Here is a 23,613-nt window from a genome sequence, read left to right on the forward strand (position 1 = left end):
CCGCCGGTCCCGCGGGCAGTCGTGCCGCTGGGGCGGCACGGGTGGGCGCGACGGCACCCCGTCATCGCCGGGCTGCGTAGTACCCCCCGCCCAGCACCAACGCACCCGGGCCGGCGCGCTGGTCCGCGGTCCGTCGGGAAAGTACGCGTCCCGGCGTTGGCGGGGCGGGCGCAGCCACGTCAGTGGGCCTGTTCGCGCGCCTGAAGCGCAGTCACCAGCACCGTACGGCACTGGTGCTCGACCTGATGCTCCACCGGCACCCACCGTGCCCGGAAACGCCCGGCGAACGCGTCGCTCCAGCGCGCGACCAGCCCCTCCAACCGAGCCGCCGCCCCCGCATCACTCTCCCGCAGCGCCCGCCACGACATCGCCGCCGCCCTCAACGGCACCCGCCTCGCGAACGCGTCCACGCTCCCCACATACGCCCGCGTACCGTCCACGGGCGGCGTGCGGACCAGATCGGCGGCCAGCCCCGGCACCAGCTCCAGCCCCCAGGTGACCGCCCGCAGCAGCGGACTGTCTCCCTCCACCCGCCGCGCTCCCTCCAGCACCCGCCGCACCTCACCCGCGTCCCGCAGCAGCCGGTCCGCGAGACGGCGCAGCGCCGCGTCCGGGTCCGGATGCGGCGCCGGGTCGTCCACCAGGTCGCCGGCCCACATCGGCACCTCGATCACCGCCGTCAGACCGCCGTACCGGTGGGCGTGGTACCAGGTGCTGTGCCGCGCGTCGTCGGTCAGGCTCGGATAGGCCGGCGCGGCCTCCGCCGCCGGCATCACATGCACCCCGGGACCGGACGCCGGCCAGCCCGCCGCGTCCGAGGCGCCCGTCTCCACCGGAATGTGCAGCTGCGCCGCCGACTTGGCGAACGGCTCCGCGAGCCCGGGCACGTCCCTCGTCAACTGCACCCAGCTACCGCCCAGATCGGTGCCGTGCAGGGACACCTGCAGATAGGGCCGCACCTCGTCGATGACCCCGGTCAGCGCCCGGGTCTCGGGCGGCAGCCGGCCGGGCGGCAGCACCGACGGCGCCCACTCCGGCTGCTCCGGCCCCGCGGGACGGAAGAACCCCAGGTGGTAGTCGTACAGACTGCGCGGCGCCGGCGTCACATGGAGGCTCGCCCCGTCGGGGTCCGCGCACAGCAGGAAGTGCCACGACGTGCCGTCGCGCAGCTCCCGCTCCTGAACCGTCCGCCGGGCCAGCGCGAGCAGCGTGGCCCCGCCGGCCGGTTCGTTGGCGTGGGCGCCGGCGACCACCAGCACGGCCCGCCGCGCGTGTCCGACGGACAGCAGGTGCAACGGCCGGCCCGCGCGGGAGACCCCCACCTGCCGCAGGACGCACAGACCGGGTGACCCGGCCGCCAGCGCGCGGGCGGCGGAGACCAGTTCGGCCACCGTGGGATAGCGCAGCTCCAGCAGCGGACCCACCCCCCGTCACCACCACCCGAACCCGCATTGCGCAGTACCCCACGGTGAGGAGGCGGTGTCAAGGGCGCTCAGTCCGGGAGCCGCTCCAGCAGCGCCACGGGCGAGCGCCCGAGCAGTTCCGCCACGCGCGCGTGCCCGCCGAACTCCCGTCCCGTCTCCAGCACGTCGGCCCACCGTCCCGGTGGCAGGGGCAGGCGGGTGTCGCGCCAGCCGCCCGCCTCCGCCAGCCGGAGCGACAGCCGGGTCACGGCGGTGAGCACCTCGCCGGAGCGCACGAAGGCCAGGCAGTGCGCCGCCGCGGGCCCCTCGGCGGACAGCGGTTCGTACGAGGCCGTGTCACCGAAGACGTCCGGCCGCCGCGCCCGCAGCCGCAGCGCCGCCCGCGTCACCGCCTCCTTGCCGCTCCCGTCGCTCCCGTCGACCGTGAACCGGACGGGCCGCCGGTTGTCCGGGTCGACCAGCGCCCGGTACTCGTGCTCCGTGCCCTGGTAGAGGTCGGGCACCCCCGGCATCGTCAGCTGCACCAGCGCCGTACCCAGGACGTTCGCCCGGATGTGCGCCTCCAGCGAGGCGCGGAACGCCGCCACCCGCTCGCCCGGCACCCCGCACGGCCCCGCCGCCACGAACCGTGCCACCGCCTCCTCGTAGGGCGGCTCCTGCTCCGTCCAGCTCGTGTACAGGCCCGCCTCCCGCACGTGCTTCAGCAGCGCCCCCCGCACGCGCTCCTCCTCCGCCGGGCCGAGCCCGAACACCGTTTGCCAGGCCGCCCACGCCAGCTGTGCGTCCGGCACGCCCTCGCCCGCGTGGGTGACCTCCGCCAGGACGTCCGCCCAGCGCTCCGGGCACTCGGTGAGCACCTGCAGCGCCGCCCGCACATCGGCACTGCGCTTGGTGTCGTGCGTCGAGACGACCGTCCCGGTCGACGGCCAGTCGCGCTGCACGCGCGCGCAGTACGCGTGGAACCGCTCCGGGGACACCGCCGGGTCGCCGGGGTCCCCGCCCACCTCCGTCGCCGACAGCAGCGGCACATAGCGGTAGAACGCCGTGTCCTCCACGGACTTGGCCCGCAGCGCCGACGCGGTCTGCGCGAACCGCGTACGGAACTCCACGTACTCCGCGCCGTCCCCGTACCGCCCGAGCACCAGGTCCCGTACGACGTCCACCGCCCCGGCCTCCTCGGGGACGGCGAAGGCGAGCCGGGCCTCGGCGGCGGCCTCCTCGGTGACCACCGCGGACGCGTCCACGGATTCGTACGGGCGGTACACCTCCAGCCGTACCAGCAGCTCCTGGAGGGCGGTGCGCAGCGCCCAGGGCGCGCGGTCGCGCAGCCCGGTCTCCGGAGCGGTCGCGCACAGCCGGCTCGTCAGCCGGACCAGCCGGTCCACCTCGGTGGCCAGCTCGTGCGTGAGCACCTTGTACGCGGCCCGCCGGACCGTGGCGGCCCAGTCGCCGCCCCGGTCCGTCTGCGGGGCGGCGAACCGCCGGTACCGGCCGAGCAGCTCCCCGAACCCCGCCGGGTCCGTGAACAGCCCGTCCACGTGCCGCAGGGCGTCGTAGCCGGTGGTGCCGGCGACCGGCCAGGAGGCGGGCAGCGGCTCCCCGTCGGAGAGGATCTTCTCCACCACCGTCCAGCGGCCGCCCGTGGCCTCGTGCAGCCGCCGCAGATAGCCGTCGGGGTCGGCCAGCCCGTCGGGGTGGTCGACGCGCAGCCCGTCGACCACGCCCTCCCGGAGCAGCTCCAGGATCTTGGCGTGCGTGGCCTCGAACACCTCCGGGTCCTCCACCCGCACCCCGATCAGCTCGGAGATGCTGAAGAACCGCCGGTAGTTCAGCTCGGTCCGCGCCAGGCGCCACCACACGGGGCGGTACCACTGCGCGTCCAGCAGCTCGGGCAGCGGCAGCCCGGCCGTCCCCTCGCGCAGCGGGAACGCGTGGTCGTAGTAGCGCAGCACGTCGCCGTCGGTCTTCAGGTGCTCGGCCTCCTGGCCGAGCGGCCCCCCGAGCACCGGCAGCAGCACCTGGCCGCCCTGCGCCTCCCAGTCGATGTCGAACCACCGCGCGTGGCGCGACGCGGGGCCGTCGCGCAGCACCTCCCACAGGGCCCGGTTGTGGCGCGGGGACATCGCCATGTGGTTCGGGACGATGTCCACGACCAGGCCGAGCCCGTGCTCCCGCGCGGTGCGCGCCAGCTCCCGCAGGCCCTCCTCGCCGCCCAGCTCCTCGCGCACGCGCGCGTGGTCCACCACGTCGTAGCCGTGCTGCGAGCCGGGCACGGCCTCCAGGACGGGCGACAGATGCAGATGGGACACGCCGAGCGAGGCCACGTACGGTACGGCGTCCGCCGCCGCCCGGAACGGGAAGCCGGGCTGCAGCTGCAGCCGGTAGGTGGCCGTGGGCACCGCCGGGTCAGGTCGCTCAGGGGTCATGGGAACGTACGTACCCACGTGACCGCGTTTCGTGTCATCGCTCCTCCGTTCGGGGCGCGAAAGACGTAAGGGGCCGCGCGCCCGCCTACGCCGGCCGTTGCAGCACCGTCATGCTGCGGTCGGCCAGCGTCAGCCGGGTGCCGGCCGCCACCTTCGGACCGGTTCCCGGCGGGACGCCGTCCGCGCGGGCGGTGTCGACGACGACCTGCCACTGCCGGCCGTGGTCGACCGGCACCACGAAGTCCAACGGCTTCGGCGAGGCGTTGAACATCAGCAGGAACGAGTCGTCCGTGATGCGCTCCCCGCGCTGACCGGGCTCGGAGATCGCGTTGCCGTTGAGGAACACCGCCAGCGCCGACGCCCGCGCGGAGTCCCAGTCCCGCTGGGTCATCTCCGCACCCTCGGGAGTGAACCAGGCGATGTCGGAGAGGTCGTCGTGGGTGCCCTCCACCGGCCGGCCGTGGAAGAAGCGGCGCCGCCGGAACACCGGGTGGTCCTTGCGCAGCCACACCATCGCGCGGGTGAACTCCAGCAGCTGCCGGCGCATGTCCTCCCCGGCGTCCTCCCCCTCGCCGGGCGTGGGCCAGTCCAGCCAGGCCAGCTCGTTGTCCTGGCAGTAGGCGTTGTTGTTGCCGCGCTGGGTGCGGGCCACCTCGTCGCCGTGGCTGATCATCGGCACGCCCTGGGACAGCATCAGCGTGGCGATGAAGTTGCGCATCTGCCGGGCCCGCAGCCGCAGCACGTCCGGGTCGTCGGTCTCGCCCTCGGCACCGCAGTTCCAGGACCGGTTGTGGCTCTCGCCGTCCCGGTTGTCCTCGCCGTTGGCCGCGTTGTGCTTGTCGTTGTACGACACGAGGTCGTGCAGCGTGAAGCCGTCGTGGCAGGTGACGAAGTTGATCGAGGCCAGCGGGCGCCGCCCGTCGTCCTGGTACAGGTCGGAGGAGCCGGTCAGCCGGGAGGCGAACTCCGCGAGCGCGCGCGGCTCGCCCCGCCACAGGTCCCGCACGGTGTCGCGGTACTTGCCGTTCCACTCGGTCCACAGCGGCGGGAAGTTGCCCACCTGGTAGCCGCCCTCGCCCACGTCCCACGGCTCGGCGATCAGCTTCACCTGGGAGACGATCGGGTCCTGCTGCACCAGGTCGAAGAACGACGACAGCCGGTCCACCTCGTGGAACTGCCGCGCGAGGGTCGCCGCCAGATCGAAGCGGAACCCGTCGACGTGCATCTCGGTGACCCAGTACCGCAGCGAGTCCATGATCATCTGCAGTACGTGCGGGGACCGCATGAGCAGCGAGTTCCCCGTGCCCGTCGTGTCCATGTAGTACCGGGGGTCGTCGGTCAGCCGGTAGTACGACGGGTTGTCGATGCCCTTGAGGGACAGCGTGGGACCCAGGTGGTTGCCCTCGGCGGTGTGGTTGTAGACCACGTCGAGGATCACCTCGATCCCCGCCTCGTGCAGTGCCTTCACCGCCGACTTGAACTCCAGCACCTGCTGGCCCCGGTCGCCCCAGGACGCGTAGGCGTTGTGCGGGGCGAAGAAACCGATCGTGTTGTAGCCCCAGTAGTTGTTCAGGTCCATGTCCACCAGCCGGTGGTCGTTGACGAACTGGTGCACCGGCATCAGCTCCAGCGCCGTCACCCCCAGCTCGGTCAGGTGCTCGATCACCGCCGGGTGCGCGAGGGCCGCGTAGGTGCCGCGCAGCTCCTCGGGCAGCCCCGGGTGGCGCATGGTGAGGCCCTTGACGTGGGCCTCGTAGATCACCGTGTGGTGGTACTCCGTACGGGGGCGCCGGTCGTCGCCCCAGTCGAAGTACGGATTGACCACGACCGACGTCATCGTGTGCGGCGCCGAGTCGAGGTCGTTGCGCCGGTCGCGGTCGTCGAAGTGGTAGCCGTACACCTCCTCGCCCCAGTCGATCTCCCCGCTGATCGCACGCGCGTACGGGTCGAGCAGCAGCTTCGCCGAATTGCAGCGCAGCCCCCGCTCGGGGGCGTACGGCCCGTGCACACGGAAGCCGTACCGCTGCCCGGGCATGACCCCGGGCAGGTACGCGTGCCGCACGAACGCGTCGCTCTCGCGCAGTTCGATCGCGGTCTCGGAGCCGTCGTCGTGCAGCAGACACAGCTCCACTCGGTCCGCGGCCTCCGTGAAGACCGCGAAGTTCGTTCCGGCGCCGTCGTACGTGGCACCGAGCGGATACGCCTCGCCAGGCCAGACCTGCATGGATACGACTCTTTCAGGTGTACGGCGCCGGTGGGGCGCCTTGGCTCCGAGTGTTTCCGTGTCTCCCCGAACGGACGGGAACCACCTTCTACCCAGGTCCGCCGGGTCCGATGACCCGTGCCCACCGCTTGTTCCGCTATGAATCAGCTCACTCCCGGGGACTCCCAGGGCGGAACGGTCCAGTGATTGCGGGAAGTTGGGAAACGACCCTGTCCATCGGGCTGCACCGCGCGCCGCTGGCGGAGTACTCTCCTTGATCGTCGGGACGGGAGTGCTCGGGGGAGCGGAAGGCGGTAAGCGGGTGGGCGCGGGAGGGCTGGAACTGCCCCCTGGTGACGACGGTCACGAGGGGAGCAGTTCCACGGACGTCCCGCCCGGTGCGGTGTCCCTGGCACGGCCGATGGACGCGGGCTCCATCGGGCCGGAGCTGGACTGGGGCGCCGACGCCTGGCGCGAGGTGCGCACCCGCGCCCAGCGGGCCGGCCGCGCCTACATCTGGCTGAACCTCGTCGAGCAGCGGCTGCGCGCGGTCGTGGCGGCCGTGCTGCGGCCCGTCTACGAGCCCGTGCACGGCGACGACTGGGTGGTCGCCGCCGCCGGACCCGCCGGGCAGGAGTGGGTGCAGCGCGCGGTCGCCGTGCGCGAGGTCAGCCGCCGCAAGGGCTATCTGCTCGACCCGGCCGACGACAACGTCCTGTCCTTCCTCACACTGCCGCAGCTGCGCGAGCTGATGGTGGCGCACTGGCCCTGCTTCGAGCCGTACTTCGACGACCGCCGGGACGTCGAACTCGCCCTGGACGAGCTGGAGGTCACCCGCAACGTCGTCTCCCGCAACCGCGCGCTGTCCGAGGCGGTCCTCGCCCAGGCCGAGCGGGCCTCCGCGCGGCTCCTCGAGATGCTCGGCGCCGGCGGCGACGTGCCGTCCGCGCGCCGGCTGCCCGTCGACGCGGTCGAGGACCTGGTCGGCGACCGGTACGCCGACGTGGTCGCCGTCCACCCGGACCGGGTGCGGCTGCTGCGCCAGTTCCCGGCCGAGGACATCTTCGGCGGGGCCCGCCGGCTCGACGCCCTCGGCATCGGCCTCAACCTGCTGGTGCAGAACTTCTCCGGACGCCGTCTGGTGCGGCTGGCGGAGTCCGGCTGCCGGGTGCGGCTGCTGTTCCTGAACCCGGCCTCCAGCGCGGTCAAGCGCCGCGAGCGCGAACTCGGCCTCAAGCGCGGCGAGCTCGGCCGCAGCGTCGAGATGAACATCCTGCACATGCGCCGGGTCCGCTCCCGGCTGCACGACCCCGGCGCCTTCGAGATCCAGGTCTACGACGAGACGCCCCGCTGCACCGCCTACCTCGTCGACGGGGACGGGTCGGACGGCATCGCGGTCGTGCAGAACCATCTGCGCCGGGCCCGGGGCATGGAGGCACCGGTACTGGTCCTGCGCAACGGGACCAAAGTGGTCAAGCCGGGTGGAGTCGAGGAGGGCGGGCTGTTCCCCACCTACCGCGAGGAATTCGAGCTGATGTGGACGGATTCGCGCCCGGTGTCCTGAACGCCCCGGGTCGGGGCCGGTAAGCGGAACGCGATCCTCTGATTGTCAGTGGTGCGTGCGAAGGTGGGAACCACTGGGGGAACGCACCACACAGAAGGGGGACAGCCCATGGGCTGGCACCGGGAGCTGCTGATCGGCTTCGACCTGGAGACGACGGGTACCGACCCGCGCGAGGCACGGATCGTCACGGGGGCCGTGATCGAGGTCAGGGCGGGAGAGCCGGGGGACCGCCGGGAGTGGCTGGCCGACCCGGGCGTACCGATCCCGGAGGACGCGGTGGCCGTCCACGGCATCAGCAACGAACGGGCGACCGCCGAGGGCAGCCCCGCCGACCGGGTCGCCGACGCCATCGCCGACGTCCTCACCGCCCACTGGAGGACGGGGGTCCCGGTCGTCGCCTACAACGCCGCCTTCGACCTGTCCCTGCTCTCCGCCGAACTGCGGCGGTACGGGCTGCCGTCCCTGCGCGACCGCCTGGGCGGCGCCGATCCCGGCCCGGTCATCGATCCGTACACCATCGACCGCTCCGTCGACCGCTACCGGCGCGGCAAGCGCAACCTCGAAGCGGTCTGCGCGGAGTACGGCGTCGTCCTCGACGCGGCGCACGACGCGACCGCCGACGCCCTCGCCGCGGCCCGGCTGGCCTGCGCGATAGCCGGCCGCCACCCCAAGGTGGCGGCCCTCGACCCGGCGGAGCTGCACCGCCGCCAGATCCAGTGGTACGCCGCGTGGGCGGCGGACTTCCAGGACTTCCTGCGCCGCAAGGGCGACACCACCGCGGTGGTCGACGGCACCTGGCCGCTGCGGGAGCCGGCGGGCGAGCGGGTCTGACGCGCCGGGCGGTCCGAAGGCCGGACGGTCAGAAGGGATACCAGCGCACGGCCTCGTCCCCGTCCCGCAGCGACGCCACCCGGCGCCGGAACTCGGCCAGTGCCTTGGGGTTGCCCGGCGCGTGCTGGGCGACCCAGGCGCAGCTGGCGGTCTCCCGCGCGCCGCGCAGCACCGAGCAGCCCTCCCAGGCGCGCACGTCCCAGCCGTAGGCGGCGGTGAAGGACGCGTACGCCTCGTCCGGCAGCCCGTAACGGTCGTGCGAGAGGGCCATGACCACCAGGTCGTGCTCGCGCAGATCGGCCGAGAAGGTCTCCAGGTCGACCAGGACCGGCCCGTCCGGCCCGATGTGCACATTGCGGGGCAGCGCGTCCCCGTGGACGGGGCCCGGCGGCAGGTGGGGGGTCAGCGCCGCCGCGGCCGACGCGAAGCCGTCACGCCGCTCGCGCAGATACGCCGCGTCCGCGGGGTCGATCGCGTCGCCCGCCAGCCGCAGCCAGCGTTCCACACCGCCCAGCAGCTCGCGGGGCGGAAGGCCGAAGGGGGGAGTGGGCAGTGCGTGGACCAGCCGCAGCAGTTCGGCCAGATCCCGGGGTTCGGCGGGCCGTACCGTCTCCGGCAGCCGGTGCCACACGGTCACCGGGTGGCCGTCGACCAGCAGCGCCTCCGGCTCGGCCGCCCGCACCGCCGGCACGCCCTCCTCCGCCAGCCACCCCGCGATGGCCAGCTCCCGGCGGGCCCGCTCCAGCAGCTCGGCGTCGCGGCCCACCTTGACGACCAGGTCACCGGCGGCGAACACCGCGTTCTCGCCGAGGGCGAGCAACCGCGCGTCCGCTGCCGCACCGGGCAGCACCCCCGCCGCCGCGAGCACGTCCCGCGCCCGTGCCTCGTCCATCCGTCCGCCTCCGCCTCCGTGTCCGTCCACGCCCGATCACCGGCCCCGTCCGACCGCCGGTATCCGGCCATCCGTCGGCCAGTGTCGCATTCGCACAGGTGGCGGCGGTGTGCGCGGTGCCTTGACGAGGCAGGAGGCCTTCACGACCATGACCTGGCCCACCCGCGCCGCGCAAAGGGGCTGATTCCATGACATCGGTGACCGAGGTGAGGAGACCGGCGCCCCGCGCGCCTCGCCAGGCCCGTCGGCCGGACCGCGCCGTCGACCACGGCCCGTGGTTCCTGGTGCTGCCCGCACTGATCCCGATCCTCGTCCTCAGCGTCGGCCCGCTGCTCCACGGCATCCTGCTGGCCTTCACCGACGCCCAGTCCGGCCGCACCGAGCCGACCCGGTGGATCGGCACCCTCAACTTCCAGGACCTGCTGCACGACACGCTGTTCTGGGAGTCGTTCCGGATCGGCCTGGTGTGGGCGGTCGGCGTGACGGTGCCGCAGTTCCTGCTGGCGCTCGGCCTCGCCCTGCTGCTCAGCCAGGACCTGAGACTGCGCTGGCTCGCCCGCGCCCTGGCGATCGTCCCCTGGGCGATGCCCGAGATCGTCGTCGGCGTCATGTGGCGGATCGTCTACAACCCGGACGCCGGCCTCCTCAACGAGACGCTGCGCGACCTCGGTCTGGGTGACGGCCGGGACTGGCTCAGCGGGCTCGCCACCGCCCTGCCCGCGGTGATCGTCGTCGGCGTGTGGGCCGGAATGCCCCAGACCACGGTCGCGCTGCTCGCCGGGCTCCAGAACACCCCGCGCGAGCTGCACGAGGCGGCGGCCGTCGACGGCGCCGGCGCCTGGCGTCGCTTCCGCACGGTCACCTGGCCCGCCATCCGCCCCGTCGCCCTCGCCATCACGGCGCTCAACCTGATCTGGAACTTCAACTCCTTCGCCCTGGTCTACGTGCTGACCAACGGCGGCCCCGGCGGACGCACCCGGCTGCCCATGCTCTTCGCCTACGAAGAGGCCTTCCGCTACGGGCAGTTCGGCTACGCGGCGGCGATGGGCTGTGTCATGGTCGCCGCGATCTCGATCGTGCTGGCCGTCTTCCTCGCCGGCCGGCTCCGGGGAGGTGACAAGGCATGAGGACCTCCACCGGCGCCCGCGTCGGCCAGTACGCCGCGCTGCTCGCGTACCTCGTCTTCCTCGCCTTTCCGTTCCTCTGGCTGCTCTCCACCGCTTTCAAGCCGCCGACCGAGCTGGCCGGTCTGCACCCGGCCTGGATCCCCCGGGACCCCACCCTCGCCAACTTCCGCCAGGCCTTCGACGAACAGCCACTGCTGCGGGCCGCCCTCAACTCCCTGCTCGCCGCGCTCGCGTCGGCCGTCGTCGCCGTCGTCGTCGCCACCCCGATGGCGTATGTGATGGCCCGTCACCGCACCGCGCTCGCCCGGGCCGCGACCGGCTGGGTGGTGGTCAGCCAGGCGTTCCCGTTCGTCCTGCTGATCGTCCCGCTGTTCCTGGTGCTGAAGAACCTGCGGCTGATCGACTCCGTGCCCGGTCTGGTGCTGGTCTACGTGGTCTGGGCGCTGCCCTTCGCCCTGTGGATGCTCACCGGATACGTCCGTGCCGTGCCGGCCGAGCTGGAGGAGGCGGCGGCCGTCGACGGGGCCGGGCGGCTGCGGATCCTGGTGTCGGTGACCGCACCACTGCTCGCACCGGGGATCGTGGCGACCGCGCTGTTCGCCTTCGTCACCGCGTGGAACGAGTTCTTCTTCGCGCTCGTCCTGCTCAAGACCCCGGAGAAACAGACCCTGCCGGTCGTCCTCACCCACTTCATCGGTGCCGAGGGAGTCGCCGACCTCGGCCCGCTGGCGGCCGCCGCGTTCCTCGCGACGCTGCCCTCCCTGGTCGTCTTCGCGATCATCCAGCGGCGGATCACGGGCGGCATGCTCACCGGGGCGGTGAAGAGCTGATGCGGACCAGGATCCTCGTGGCGGCCCTCGCCGTCGCCCTGCTCCTCGCGGGCTGCTCCTCCGGCGGCACCCGCGACGACGGCCGCGTCACCCTGCGCTTCCAGTCCCTGGCCTGGCAGAAGGAGTCGGTCGAGGCCAACAGGGAACTGGTCGAGGAGTGGAACGCCACGCACCCGGACGTCCGGGTGGAGTACGTCCAGGGCAGCTGGGACAGCGTCCACGACCAGCTCCTCACCTCCTTCGAGGGCGGCGAGGCCCCCGACATCATCCACGACGCCTCCGACGACCTCGCCGACTTCGCCTACGGCGGTTACCTGGCCGACCTGACGGGCCTGCTGCCCGAGCGGCTGAAGTCCGACATCCCGCCCAGCGGCTGGGAGACCGTCACCTTCGACGACGGCGTCTACGGCGTCCCCTTCCTCCAGGAACCGCGCGTGCTCATCGCCAACGCCACCTGGCTGAAGGAGTCCGGCGTCCGCGTTCCGACCCCCGAACACCCCTGGAGCTGGGACGAGTTCCGTCAGGTGACGGAACGACTCGCGGGCGACGGGAAGTACGGCGTCGCCTGGCCGCTCAAGGAGCCCGTGTCGGCCACGCTCAACCTCTCCCTCTCCGCCGGCGGCCGGCTCTTCCACCGGGGCGCCGACGGCAAGGTGACCGTGCGGTTCGAGGAGGGCGACGAGGTCGTCCCGCGCACCGTGCACGAGCAGGTGAACACCGACCGCAGCGCCTCGCCCACCACGCTCGGCAGCGGCGGCTCCGACACCCTGCCCGGCTTCTTCGCCGGCAAGTACGCGATGGTGCCGCTCGGCTTCTCCTACCGCCAGCAGATCGTCCAGCAGGCGCCGGAGGGCTTCGACTGGCAGGTGCTGCCCGCCCCGTCCGGGACCGGCGGACTCACCCAGGGCGTCAGCCCGCAGACCCTCTCCGTAGCCCAGGACTGCCCGTACAAGAAGGAGGCCGCCGCCTTCCTCGACTTCCTGCTCCAGCCGCGGAACACGGTCCGTCTCGCCCTCGGCGACTGGATGCTCCCCACCGGCCGCCAGGCCCTCGCCGACCCCGCCCTGCACACCGCGGAACACGGCTGGGCCACCGGCACTGCGCTCGCCGCCCAGCTGCGCCCGGCCCCCGCGCAGACCGTGCGCGGCTACCCCGAGTGGAAGGACAAGGTGGCCACCCCGGCGTTCCAGGAGTACTACAGCGGGGCGATCGGTCTCGGCGAGCTGCGCGAACGGCTGGAGGAGGACGGGAACCTGGTCCTGGCCCGCTACCAACGCTGAGCGGCGCGCGGAATGTGGTTGCACGAGACGTATCGTCTCGTCTAGGGTCGGCCCATGACCAGTCCCGCTCACATCGCCATGTTCTCCATCGCCGCCCACGGGCACGTGAACCCGAGCCTCGAGGTGATCCGCGAGCTCGTGGCGCGCGGCCACCGGGTCACGTACGCGATCCCGCCGCTGTTCGAGGAGAAGGTCGCCGAGACCGGCGCCGAGCCCAAGCTGTGGAACAGCACGCTGCCGGGTCCCGACGACGACCCGTCGGCCTGGGGCACCACCTTGCTGGACAACGTGGAGCCGTTCCTCGCCGACGCGATCCAGGCGCTTCCGCAGCTCATCGAGGCCTACGAGGGCGACACCCCCGACCTCGTGCTGCACGACATCACCTCCTACCCGGCCCGGGTGCTCGCCCACCGCTGGGGTGTGCCCGCCGTCTCCCTCTCACCGAACCTCGTCGCCTGGGACGGGTACGAGAAGGAGATCGCCGAGCCGATGTGGGAGGAGCCGAAGAAGACCGAGCGGGGCCAGGCCTACTACGCCCGCTACCACGCCTGGCTGGAGGAGAACGGGATCACCATGCATCCCGACGACTTCGGGGGCCGCCCCGCCCGCTCCGTCGTCCTGATCCCCAAGGCCCTCCAGCCCAACGCCGACCGGGTCGACGAGAGCGTGTACTCCTTCGTCGGGGCCTGCCAGGGCGACCGGAGCGCCGAGGGCGACTGGCAGCGGCCCGCCGGGGCCGAGAAGGTCGTCCTGGTGTCGCTGGGGTCGTCCTTCACCAAGCAGCCGGCCTTCTACCGGGAGTGCGTCAAGGCGTTCGCCGGCCTGCCCGGCTGGCATCTGGTGCTCCAGGTCGGCAAGCACGTCGACCCCGTCGAGCTGGGGGACGTACCGGAGAACGTCGAGGTGCGGTCCTGGGTGCCGCAGCTCGCGATCCTGAAGCAGGCCGACCTGTTCGTCACCCACGCGGGGGCCGGCGGCAGCCAGGAGGGGCTGGCCACGGCCACCCCGATGATCGCCGTACCGCAGGCCGTGGACCAGTTCGGCAACGCGGACATGCTCCAGGGGCTGGGGGTGGCTCGGCATGTCCCGGCCGGCGAGGCGAACGCGGAGATGTTGAGGGCGGCGGCCCTCGCCCTCGTCGACGACCCGGAGGTCGCACGGCGGCTGAAGGGCATCCAGGCCGAGATGGCGGAGGAGGGCGGCACCCACAGGGCGGCCGACCTCATCGAGGCAGAACTGCCTTAGCGCAGCTACGGGCAATCACGCCGTCGTGGCTGCGGGCAGTCGTGAGAAGGGCCCGGCGGAAAACCGCCGGGCCCTCGGCGCGCCTACCGGATCACACCGGCACCCGCTTCCCCTCGTCGTCCCGTGACACCGGCGGCGCCACCGCCTCCGGCGACTCGTCGTGGGTCAGGTCGGGCATCCGGTGCAGCCACTTCGGCAGGTACCAGTTGCGCTCGCCGAGCAGCGTCATCACCGCGGGCAGCAGCACGCCCCGGATGATCGTCGCGTCGATCAGCACCGCCGCCGCGAGGCCGACGCCCATCTGCTTCATGGACTGCATGGACAGCGTCCCGAAGATCCCGAACACGGCGACCATGATGATCGCGGCACTGGTGACCACGCCGGCCGTGGTGACCACACCGTGCTGGACCGCGTCCCGCGTCGTACGGCCCCGCAGCCGGGCCTCGCGGATCCGGGAGACCACGAACACGTGGTAGTCCGTCGACAGGCCGAACAGGATCACGAAGAGGAACAGCGGCAGCCAGGTGATGATCGCGCCGACGCCCTCCGCGCCCACCAGGGACGCGCCCCAGCCGTGCTGGAAGACCGCCACGAGGATGCCGTACGCGGCGCCCACCGACAGCAGGTTCAGCACGATCGAGGTGATCGCGACCGTCAGCGAGCGGAACGACAGCAGCATCACCAGGAAGGCGAAGACCACCACGAAGGCGAAGACCGGGACGACGGAGCCGACCAGCTGGTCGTTGAAGTCCTTGTTCCCGGCGACCTGTCCGGTGATCGGCGCCTCGACGCCGTCGACCTCGCCGAGCGTGGCGGGCCGTACCTCGTCGCGCAGCTTGTCCAGGCTCGCGCCCGCCTTGTCCTGGTCGGAGCCGCCCACCAGCGGGACGTAGACGAACGCGACGTTCTGCTGGTCGTGCAGCTTGATCTCGACCGGGCCGCGCGAGGCCCCCGAACTGATCGCCCGCTCACGGAACTCGGCGAGCGCGGCCTTCACCTCGGGTGCGTTGATGTCGTCCGCCTTGACGACCACCTCGGCCGGCTCGGAGCCGCCCGGGAAGGCCGCGTTGACCCGGTTGTACGTCTGCACGATCGGCAGCGAGTCGCCGAACTCCTGGTCAAGGGTGAGGTTCTGCGTCTTCATGCCGACCGCCGGAGCGGCCACGGCCAGCAGCGCACCGGTCGCCACCACGACCGACAGCACAGGCTTGGCGAGCACCCGCTTCAGTACGGCCGTCCAGAACCGGCTGTCACCGCTGCCGCCGGTGCGGCGCCGGCGCAGGAACGGCACGCGGCCCTTCTCGACCCGCTCGCCCAGCAGCGAGAGGAGCGCGGGCAGGACGGTGACGGAGCCGACCATGGCGACCGCCACGACCATCAGCGAGGCCAGGCCCATCGCCTCGAACTCGGCGAGCCCGGTGAACAGCATGCCCGCCATGGCGACACACACCGTGACACCGGAGACGACGATCGCGCGGCCACTGGTGGCGGCGGCGATCCGCAGCGCGGTCTGCGCGTCCCGGCCGGCCGCCCGCTCCTCACGCTCGCGGCGCAGGTAGAACAGGCAGTAGTCGACGCCGACGGCCAGGCCGACCAGCAGCATCACCGAGTTCGCGGTCTCGCTCATCGGCTGCAGATGGCTGACCAGGCCCATCAGGCCCATCGTCGCCATGATCGCGGTGATCGCCAGCGCCACCGGCAGCAGCGCCGCCACCAGCGCGCCGAACGCGATCAGCAGGATGCCGAGGGCCACCGGCACCGCGGAGTACTCGGCCTTCTTGAAGTCGTCGCCGAACGCGTCGTCGAACGTCTTCATCATGCTGGCGCCGCCGATCTCCTCGATCCGCAGCGACTCGTGGTCCTTCCGAACCTCCTCCACGGCGTTCAGCACCGGCTCGATCCGCTCACCGGCGGTGTCCGAGTCGCCCCGTATGTCGAACTGGACCAGCGCGCTGCGCCCGTCCTTCGAGATGGTGTCGCTCTCGTACGGCGAGGTGACGTCCGTGGCCTCGCCGGTCTTCTCCACAGCCGTGAGGACCGCGGTGACCGCCGACCGGAACTCGGCGTCCGTGGCCGTGAGTCCCTCGCCCTTGGCCTGGACGAGCACGGTCTCACTGGCCGGCTCCTCGATGCCGGCGTCCTCGATGATGCGGGCGGCGGTGCTGGTCTCTCCCTTGAGCTGATCGCTGTCACCGACGTCGACCCGGCCCGCGGCCGAACCGAGTCCCATCGCCAGCACGACGAACAGCACCCAGATGCCGACGGCCGCCCAGCGGTGCCGGGCGCTCCAGCCGCCGGCCCGTGCGGCGAGGCCCCGCACCCGTGATTCTCCGTTCCCCATGACGGGCTCGCTCCCTCGTGTTCGGCAGCGACCCCCTGCCGCCACCTGACACTTTCGAAGGTATGGGCCGGATAAGCCCGTCTCGTCGTGCTGTCCGGTGAAGCCCGGGAACCCCGGGTCATCCCATCGGCGCCCGTCCCCTCCCCACTGGGGAGGACAGCGGCCCCCTACACGTATCCGGGCGTGTCGGGGCCGGTGATCAGGGTTCCGGTACGCCGCCGCCGTCGGGCACACCCCCGCGGGGTACGACGGCCGTCCTAGGGTGTACGCATGGCGACGACGAGATACGCGGCGCTGCTGCGCGGGATCAACGTGGGCGGCAGCAGGAAAGTCCCGATGGCCGAACTGCGCGCCCTCATGGACGGGCTCGGTCACGACGGGGTGCGCACCCATCTGCAGAGCGGCCAGGCGGTGTTCACCGCCACGCACGGCGACGAGGAGTCACTGGCCGCGGAGCTGTCGGCGGCCGTCGAGCGGCACTTCGGCTTCGCCGTGGACGTGATCGTGCGCGACCACGCCTATCTGAAGGGGATCGTCGACTCCTGCCCGTTCCCGGCCGGCGAGCTGGAGCCCAAGCAGCTCCACGTCACCTACTTCTCCGCGCCCGTCACCCCCGAGCGCTTCGCCGAGATCGACCAGGAGGCGTATCTGCCCGAGGAGTTCCGCCTGGGCGACCGCGCGCTCTACCTGTACGCCCCGAACGGCCTGGGCCGCTCCGGACTCGCCGAACACCTGGCCAGGCCCCGTGTCAACAAGGGCGTCGTCGCCACCAGCCGCAACTGGAACACGGTGTGCAGACTGGTGGAGCTCACCGAGGGCTGAGATCAGGCGCCGACCGCCGCGAGCAGCGGCACCCGGGCCTCGTCGTACCGCTCCAGCAGCACCCGCGCCACCTCCGGCGCCGGGCCCAGCACGTCCGCGAGGACGTCCGCCTCCGCCGCGCCCCGGGCGATCCGGTCGGGGAGGAAGCCGGGGGCCAGGACGTACGGGGCGACGGCGACGCGTGCGCAGCCGAGGGCGCGCAGTTCGCGTACCGCCTGCTCGGTGCGGGGGAGGGATGCGGAGGCGAACGCAGGCCGCACGGCGCACCAACCGGTGTGCCGCCACTCCCGCGCGATTTCTGCGATCACTGCGATCGCCTCCGGGTCGGAGGACCCCGCCGAGGCCAGTACGACCCCGGTCGAGGACTTGTCGGCGGGCGTGAGGCCCGCCTCGTACAGCCGGCGCTCCAGCGCCGACGTCAGCAGCGGTGAGGGGCCCAGCACCTCGGCCTGGCGGATCCGCAGCCGCGGCGGCGCCTCGGCCAGCACCGCCGGGATGTCCGCCTTGGCGTGGAAGGCGCGGGTCAGCAGCAGCGGGAGGGCGACCACGTCGCGGACGCCCTCCGCGTCCAGGGACTCCAGCACCCCTTTGACGGAGGGGATGTTGAAGTCCAGGAACCCGGTCTCCACGCGCAGCCCCGGCCGCAGCGACCGCACCCGCCGCACCAGGGCGTGCACGGTCGCGGCGTGCCGCGGGTCGCGGCTGCCGTGGGCGACGACGAGAAGTACCGGACGGCGCATGGTGTCCCTCAGCTCCTCACCAGCAGACCGCGGCTGCGCAGCACCCACCGCTCCAGCGGGCTGAAGATCAGCAGGTCGATGGCGATACCGACGGTCAGGATCAGCAGGATGGCCTCGAAGACCATGGCCATGTCGCTGGCGTTGCGGCCGTTCTCCAGGAGCTGGCCGAGGCCCACGCCGAGGTCCGGGAAGGACGCGATGATCTCCGCGGCCATCAGCGAACGCCAGGAGAACGCCCAGCCCTGCTTCAGACCCGCCACATAGCCCGGCAGCGCGGCCGGCAGCACGATGTGCCAGGTGCCCCTCAGCCCCGTCGCGCCCAGCGTCCGGCCGGCCCGCAGGAACAGCGGGGGCACCTGGTCGACGCCGGAGACCAGGCCGTTGGCGATCGAGGGGACCGCGCCGAGCAGGATGACGGCGTACATCATCTGGTTGTTCAGACCCAGCCAGATCACCGCCGGCGGCACCCACGCCACCGACGGCAGCGACTGCAGACCGGACAGGATCGGCCCGATCGCCGCGCGCACGAACTTCACCCGCGCCACCAGCAGCCCCAGCGGGGTGCCGATCAGCAGCGCGAAGAAGAAGCCGAGCAGACCGCGCGAGACGCTGGTCCAGATGTAGCCGAGCAGCTCGCCCTGGAGCCACGCCTCACGCAGGACGTCCCACACCGCGCCCGGCGAGGGCAGCTTGGTCGGATCGTCGACGATCTTGAACGACACCAGGGCCTGCCACACCGCCAGCACCAGGGCGATGGCGATGAGGGGCGGCAGGATCTTCTCCACGAAGGTCTGCCGGAACGGCTTGCGTCCGGTCTGCACCGTCTCCAGTGCGTCGAGGCCCGCCTCCAGACCGGCGAGGTCGCCCCCGTCCTTGTCCTTCGCGGTCGTCTCAGTGCTGGCCATGACGGCGGATCTCCCCACGGAGTTCTTCGGTGATCTCGACGGACAGTTCCGCCACGGCGGTGTCCTCGATACGGCGCGGATGCGGAATGCCCACCGTCCACTCGCGGGCGATCCGGCCCGGACGGGAGGACAGCAGCACCACCCGCTGCGCGAGCCGCACGGCCTCGCGCACGTTGTGCGTGACGAACAGGACGGAGAGCTGCGTCTCGCGCCAGATCCTGGTCAGCTCGTCGTGCAGCACGTCCCGGGTGATGGCGTCCAGCGCCGCGAACGGCTCGTCCATCAGCAGCAGCCGGCTGTCCTGGGCGATCGCCCGCGCCAGCGCCACGCGCTGCCGCATACCGCCGGACAGCTCGTGCACCCGCTTGCCGTGCGCGCCCTTCAGCCGGACGAGCTCCAGCAGCTCCTCGGCCCGCTCGCGGCGCTCGTTCTTCTGCACGCCCCGCAGCTTCAGGGCGAGTTCGATGTTCTTGCCCGCGGTCAGCCACGGGAAGAGGGCGTGCTCCTGGAACATCAGGGCCGGCCGCCCGTCCGTGCCGATCGTGCCGGCCGTGGGGCGGTCGAGCCCCGCGACCAGGTTGAGCAGCGTGGACTTGCCGCAGCCCGAGGCACCCAGGAGGGTGACGAACTCACCGGGCGCGACATCGAGGCTGATGTCGTCCAGCACGAGCTGCTGTCCGGCGGGGCCCGCGAACGACTTCGAGACATGCTCGATGCGGGCGGCGTGGGTGGCCGCCCCGATGCCGTCGGCGGCCTTGGCGAGGGTCGTGGCCATGGTCGTCACCTCCTGGGAACTCTTCGTGATCCGGGCTTACTTGGCGCCGAGTCCGGCGTCGTCGACGGCCGGTTCACCGGCGGCCTTCAGGACCTCGTTGAGCAGCGTGAGGTCGTAGATGCCGTTCAGGTCCGGCTGCTCCAGCAGACCCGCCTTGACGGCGTGCTCCGCCTGGGCGTCGAGGGTGGCGGCCAGCGGGTCGTCGATGAACGTGATCGACTCCCACGCCGGGTCCAGCACCTCGGCGGGCAGCGCCTTGCCGGAGTCGGCCTCCAGCTGCTCGTTGGCGACGGTCTTCGCCTCGTCCGGGTTGGCGTTGATCCACTTGTTGGTCTCGACGGACGCCTTCAGCACCGCCTCGACGGCCTTCGGGTGCTTCTCCAGGAACTCCTGGCGCACGATGATGTTCGTGATCACGAACTTCTCGTCCGGCCACAGGGACGCCTCGTCCAGCAGCACCTTGCCGCCCTGCGCGACCAGCTTCGACGCGGTCGGCTCCGGCACCCAGGCGCCGTCGATCGACCCGGCCTTGAACGCGTCCGGGGTGACCTTGTTGTCGCTGCGGACGACCGTGACGTCGCCCTTGCCGCTCTGGGCGTCGACCTTCCAGCCCTGCTCGGCCACCCAGTTGAGGAACGCCACGTCCTGGGTGTTGCCGAGCTGCGGGGTCGCGATCCGCTTGCCCTCGACGTCCTTCAGGGACTTCACCTTGTCCGGGTTCACCACGAGCTTGACCCCGCCGGACGCCGAACCGCCGATGATGCGCAGGTTCTTGCCGCCGGACTTGGTGTAGCCGTTGATGGCCGGGGAGGGGCCGATGAAACCGATGTCGATGGAACCGGAGTTGAGGGCCTCGATCTCCGACGGCCCCGCGTTGAAGATCGCGTACTTCGCCTCGGTGGCGCCCAGTTCCTTCTGGAACAGGCCCTTCTTGTTGCCCACCAGGGCGGTGCCGTGGGTGAGGTTGCCGAAGTAGCCGATCCTGACGGAGTCGAGACCGTCGGTCTTCTTCGCCCCGGCGGCGACCTTCGCGGCGCCGTCGTCCTTGGCCTGGGAGCCGTAGCCGCAGGCGGCCAGGGTGAGCAGCGGGAGCGTGGCTATGACCGCGAGGGTACGGCGCAGGGCGGTTGTGGCAGGCACGGGAGGTGTTCCTCTCGGAGGCCCGGCGGTCACGGTCCTGGTCTCTCAGGCCGTGGCCGGGAAGTCGGCAGGTTTTCGTCTACGGCGGTGGGGGGTGAGGGCGCGCGAGCGGTGCGCGTACGTCAGCGCGCACATCGGTCGACCCCGCCCTGCCCGCTGCCGAGAGCACCGCTGCCGACGCGGCCGCCCTCCTTCGCGAACTCGGAGTAGAAATCGGTGGAGTTCATGCTCAGAAGTCCCACCCGTCGTCCTCGGTCCCGTCCTTGACGGGCTCCGGTGCGGCGAAGGACTCACCGACCATGCCGGCGGTGAGCGTGGTGCCGTCGCTGGGGTCGATGAGGATGAACGAACCGGTGCGCCGCGAGTCCGCGTAGGAGTCGGCGGGCAGCGGTTCGGCGGTACGGATCTTCACCCGGCCGATGTCGTTGGCGTTGAGGGTGCCGGGGTGCGGGTGCAGCGACAGGTCGTCCAGCGTCAGCCGGGACGGGATGTCCTTCACGATCGCCTTGACGGTGCGGGTGCCGTGCTTGAGCAGCACCCGGTGGCCGACGGTCAGCGGCTGGTCGGCGACATGGCACACGGTGGCCTCGACGTCCTGCGAGGTGGCCGGCGCGTCCTTGCTGGGCACGATCAGGTCACCGCGGGAGATGTCGATGTCGTCGGCCAGCAGCAGCGTCACCGACTGCGGCGTCCAGGCGATGTCGACCGGCTCGCCCAGCAGGTCGATCCCCGTGACCGTCGTCGTCCGCCCGGACGGCAGCACGGTCACCGGGTCGCCCACCCGGAACGTGCCCGCGGCGATCTGGCCCGCGTAGCCCCGGTAGTCGGGGTGCTCGGCGCTCTGCGGCCGTATCACGTACTGCACGGGCAGCCGGGCGTGGCAGTGCGCCAGGTCGTGGCTGACCGGGACGGTCTCCAGGTGCTCCAGCACGGTGGGGCCGCCGTACCAGTCCATGTGCGCGGACGGCTCCACCACGTTGTCGCCGACCAGTGCCGAGATCGGGATCGCGGTGACCTCGGGGACGCCCAGCTCGGTCGCGTACGCCGTGAACTCCTCGGCGATTCCCGCGAACACGGACTCCCGGTAGTCGACCAGGTCCATCTTGTTGACGGCGAGGACGACGTGCGGGACGCGCAGCAGGGCGGCGATGGCGGCGTGCCGGCGGGTCTGCTCGACCACACCGTTGCGGGCGTCGACCAGGACCACGGTCAGCTCGGCCGTGGAGGCGCCGGTGACCATGTTCCGCGTGTACTGCACATGGCCCGGGGTGTCGGCGAGGATGAACCGGCGCCGGGGCGTGGCGAAGTAGCGGTAGGCCACGTCGATGGTGATGCCCTGCTCCCGCTCGGCCCGCAGGCCGTCGGTGAGCAGCGCGAGGTCGGGCGCCTCCTGGCCCCGGCTGGCCGACGCCCGCTCCACGGCCTCCAGCTGGTCGGTGAGGACCGACTTGGAGTCGTGCAGCAGCCGGCCCACCAGGGTGGACTTGCCGTCGTCGACGGAACCGGCGGTGGCGAACCGCAGCAGCGTGGTGGCCGCGAGCTCCTCGGTGGTGATGGTGCTCATTTTTAGAAGTACCCCTCGCGCTTGCGGTCTTCCATCGCGGCCTCGGAGAGCTTGTCGTCGGCGCGGGTGGCACCGCGCTCGGTGAGCCGGGAGGCGGCGATCTCGGTGATCACCTTCTCGATGGTGTCGGCGTCGGAGTCCACCGCGCCGGTGCAGGACATGTCGCCCACCGTGCGGTAGCGCACCAGCCGCTTCTCGACGGTCTCGCCGCCCTTCGGGCCGCCCCACTCACCGGCGGTCAGCCACATGCCGTTGCGGGCGAACACCTCGCGCTCGTGCGCGTAGTAGATCTCCGGCAGCTCGATGCCCTCGCGGGCGATGTACTGCCACACGTCCAGCTCGGTCCAGTTGGACAGCGGGAACACGCGGACGTGCTCACCGGGGGCGTGCCGGCCGTTGTACAGGTTCCACAGCTCGGGGCGCTGGCGGCGCGGGTCCCACTGGGAGAACTCGTCGCGCAGCGAGAACACCCGCTCCTTCGCGCGGGCCTTCTCCTCGTCGCGGCGCCCGCCGCCGAACACGGCGTCGAACTTCTCGCTCTGGATCCTCTCGGTGAGCGGCACGGTCTGCAGCGGGTTGCGGGTGCCGTCCGGGCGCTCCTTGAGCACCCCGCGGTCGATGTAGTCCTGCACGGAGGCGACGTGCAGCCGCAGCCCGTGCTTCTCGACCGTGCGGTCGCGGTAGTCGAGGACCTCGGGGAAGTTGTGCCCGGTGTCGACGTGCAGCAGCGAGAACGGGACCGGCGCCGGGGTGAACGCCTTCAGCGCCAGGTGCAGCATGAGGATGGAGTCCTTGCCGCCGGAGAACAGGATCACCGGCTTCTCGAACTCACCCGCCACCTCGCGGAAGATGTGCACCGCCTCGGACTCGAGGGCGTCCAGGTGGGAGAGGGCGTACGGACTGTCCGTGCCCTCCTTCACGGTGGCGACGGTCGTCATGCCAGTCCCCTTTCGCTGAGCGCGGCGTGCACCGACGCCGCGGACTCCTGCACGGTCTGGTTCTGGGACTCGATCCGCAGATCGGGTGTCTCGGGCTCCTCGTACGGGTCGTCCACACCGGTCAGCCCGGTGAGTTCGCCCGCGGCCTGCTTGGCGTACAGGCCCTTCACATCGCGTACGGAGCACACCTCGACCGGGGTCGCCACATGCACCTCGACGTACGGCGTGCCGTTCGTCCCGTGCCGCTTGCGGACCGCGTCCCGGCTGTCCGCGTAGGGCGCGATGACCGGGACGAGCGCGATGACGCCGTTGCGGGCGAGCAGTTCGGCGACGAAGCCGATGCGCTGCACGTTGGTGTGCCGGTCCTCGCGGGTGAAGCCGAGGCCCGCGGAGAGGAACTCGCGGATCTCGTCGCCGTCGAGCACCTCGACCCGGCGGCCCTGCTCGCGCAGCCGGCCCGCCAGCTCGTGGGCGATGGTGGTCTTGCCTGCGCTCGGCAGACCCGTGAGCCAGACGGTGGCTCCGGTCGTCACGTGGTTCTCCTGGATCTCGGTGGTCGTCGTCAT

The 23,613-nt window shown here is 71.9% G+C and carries 19 protein-coding genes; 7 read left to right on the forward strand and 12 right to left on the reverse strand.

The window, feature by feature from the left end; translation table 11 throughout:
- Positions 1 to 179: 179 nt before the first annotated feature.
- From ACFV5H_RS34840 to glgX, 3 genes are all read right to left on the reverse strand, one after another.
- Positions 180 to 1,424, reverse strand: a complete 1,245-nt coding sequence (locus ACFV5H_RS34840; RefSeq protein ID WP_385055198.1) for a M14 family zinc carboxypeptidase — start codon at positions 1,422 to 1,424, stop codon at positions 180 to 182.
- A 68-nt stretch (positions 1,425 to 1,492) separates the two neighbouring features.
- Positions 1,493 to 3,850, reverse strand: coding sequence for a malto-oligosyltrehalose synthase (gene treY / locus ACFV5H_RS34845; RefSeq protein ID WP_385198751.1), 2,358 nt, complete (start codon positions 3,848 to 3,850; stop codon positions 1,493 to 1,495).
- 85 nt (positions 3,851 to 3,935) lie between these two features.
- Positions 3,936 to 6,074: a glycogen debranching protein GlgX gene (glgX, locus tag ACFV5H_RS34850; RefSeq protein ID WP_385198753.1), complete on the reverse strand. Its 2,139-nt coding sequence runs from the start codon at positions 6,072 to 6,074 to the stop codon at positions 3,936 to 3,938.
- Between the two features lie 271 nt (positions 6,075 to 6,345).
- Here glgX and ACFV5H_RS34855 point away from each other — a divergent pair, with 271 nt between their 5' ends.
- Positions 6,346 to 7,617, forward strand: a complete 1,272-nt coding sequence (locus ACFV5H_RS34855) for an SAV2148 family HEPN domain-containing protein (protein WP_385055224.1) — start codon at positions 6,346 to 6,348, stop codon at positions 7,615 to 7,617.
- A gap of 108 nt (positions 7,618 to 7,725) precedes the next feature.
- Complete coding sequence (locus tag ACFV5H_RS34860; RefSeq protein WP_385198755.1) at positions 7,726 to 8,448, forward strand: 3'-5' exonuclease; 723 nt, start codon at positions 7,726 to 7,728, stop codon at positions 8,446 to 8,448.
- A gap of 28 nt (positions 8,449 to 8,476) precedes the next feature.
- Here ACFV5H_RS34860 and ACFV5H_RS34865 read toward each other — a convergent pair whose 3' ends face one another.
- Positions 8,477 to 9,340, reverse strand: coding sequence for an aminoglycoside phosphotransferase family protein (locus ACFV5H_RS34865; RefSeq protein WP_385198757.1), 864 nt, complete (start codon positions 9,338 to 9,340; stop codon positions 8,477 to 8,479).
- 188 nt (positions 9,341 to 9,528) lie between these two features.
- Between ACFV5H_RS34865 and ACFV5H_RS34870 the strand changes: the two genes are divergently transcribed.
- From ACFV5H_RS34870 to mgt, 4 genes are read left to right on the forward strand one after another with little or no spacing between them, the layout of a single operon-like run.
- The gene (locus tag ACFV5H_RS34870) at positions 9,529 to 10,467 is read left to right on the forward strand and encodes a carbohydrate ABC transporter permease (RefSeq protein ID WP_385198759.1); all 939 of its coding nucleotides are present in this window, start codon (positions 9,529 to 9,531) and stop codon (positions 10,465 to 10,467) included.
- A complete protein-coding gene (locus tag ACFV5H_RS34875) occupies positions 10,464 to 11,297 on the forward strand; it encodes a carbohydrate ABC transporter permease (RefSeq protein ID WP_385055181.1) in 834 nt (277 codons plus the stop codon). Before ACFV5H_RS34870 ends, ACFV5H_RS34875 begins: the two co-directional genes overlap by 4 nt.
- Positions 11,297 to 12,577 carry an ABC transporter substrate-binding protein gene (locus ACFV5H_RS34880; protein WP_385198761.1) on the forward strand — a complete coding sequence of 427 codons (1,281 nt, stop codon included), beginning with the start codon at positions 11,297 to 11,299 and terminating at the stop codon, positions 12,575 to 12,577. The genes ACFV5H_RS34875 and ACFV5H_RS34880 overlap by 1 nt, the downstream gene beginning before the upstream one ends.
- Positions 12,578 to 12,631: 54 nt before the next feature.
- A complete protein-coding gene (mgt, locus tag ACFV5H_RS34885) occupies positions 12,632 to 13,822 on the forward strand; it encodes a macrolide-inactivating glycosyltransferase (RefSeq protein ID WP_385198763.1) in 1,191 nt (396 codons plus the stop codon).
- 91 nt (positions 13,823 to 13,913) lie between these two features.
- Here mgt and ACFV5H_RS34890 read toward each other — a convergent pair whose 3' ends face one another.
- Positions 13,914 to 16,163, reverse strand: a complete 2,250-nt coding sequence (locus ACFV5H_RS34890) for an MMPL family transporter (protein ID WP_385198765.1) — start codon at positions 16,161 to 16,163, stop codon at positions 13,914 to 13,916.
- Between the two features lie 270 nt (positions 16,164 to 16,433).
- On the opposite strand from ACFV5H_RS34890, the gene ACFV5H_RS34895 reads away from it, so the two are divergent.
- Positions 16,434 to 16,985 carry a DUF1697 domain-containing protein gene (locus ACFV5H_RS34895; protein ID WP_385198767.1) on the forward strand — a complete coding sequence of 184 codons (552 nt, stop codon included), beginning with the start codon at positions 16,434 to 16,436 and terminating at the stop codon, positions 16,983 to 16,985.
- A 2-nt stretch (positions 16,986 to 16,987) separates the two neighbouring features.
- On the opposite strand, the gene ACFV5H_RS34900 is transcribed toward ACFV5H_RS34895, so the two are convergent.
- The 7 genes from ACFV5H_RS34900 to cysC all read right to left on the reverse strand — a co-directional run bounded on the left by ACFV5H_RS34900 (position 16,988) and on the right by cysC (position 23,613).
- Positions 16,988 to 17,725, reverse strand: a complete 738-nt coding sequence (locus ACFV5H_RS34900; protein ID WP_385198769.1) for a sirohydrochlorin chelatase — start codon at positions 17,723 to 17,725, stop codon at positions 16,988 to 16,990.
- An 8-nt stretch (positions 17,726 to 17,733) separates the two neighbouring features.
- Entirely contained in the window at positions 17,734 to 18,630 is an 897-nt protein-coding gene (locus ACFV5H_RS34905) for an ABC transporter permease (protein ID WP_385198771.1), read from the reverse strand.
- A complete protein-coding gene (locus ACFV5H_RS34910; RefSeq protein WP_385198773.1) occupies positions 18,617 to 19,405 on the reverse strand; it encodes an ABC transporter ATP-binding protein in 789 nt (262 codons plus the stop codon). Before ACFV5H_RS34910 ends, ACFV5H_RS34905 begins: the two co-directional genes overlap by 14 nt.
- Positions 19,406 to 19,441: 36 nt before the next feature.
- Positions 19,442 to 20,545 carry an aliphatic sulfonate ABC transporter substrate-binding protein gene (locus ACFV5H_RS34915; protein WP_385198775.1) on the reverse strand — a complete coding sequence of 368 codons (1,104 nt, stop codon included), beginning with the start codon at positions 20,543 to 20,545 and terminating at the stop codon, positions 19,442 to 19,444.
- Between the two features lie 229 nt (positions 20,546 to 20,774).
- On the reverse strand, positions 20,775 to 22,109 hold the full coding sequence (locus ACFV5H_RS34920) for a sulfate adenylyltransferase subunit 1 (protein ID WP_385055159.1): 1,335 nt from the start codon (positions 22,107 to 22,109) through the stop codon (positions 20,775 to 20,777).
- 2 nt (positions 22,110 to 22,111) lie between these two features.
- Positions 22,112 to 23,047 (reverse strand): sulfate adenylyltransferase subunit CysD, encoded by a 936-nt coding sequence (cysD, locus tag ACFV5H_RS34925; RefSeq protein WP_385055156.1) that lies wholly within the window; start codon positions 23,045 to 23,047, stop codon positions 22,112 to 22,114.
- Complete coding sequence (cysC, locus tag ACFV5H_RS34930; RefSeq protein ID WP_385055154.1) at positions 23,044 to 23,613, reverse strand: adenylyl-sulfate kinase; 570 nt, start codon at positions 23,611 to 23,613, stop codon at positions 23,044 to 23,046. The genes cysD and cysC overlap by 4 nt, the downstream gene beginning before the upstream one ends.

The organism is Streptomyces sp. NPDC059787 (genome assembly GCF_042732315.1).
In the GTDB taxonomy this organism is placed as follows: Bacteria; Actinomycetota; Actinomycetes; order Streptomycetales; family Streptomycetaceae; genus Streptomyces; species Streptomyces atrovirens.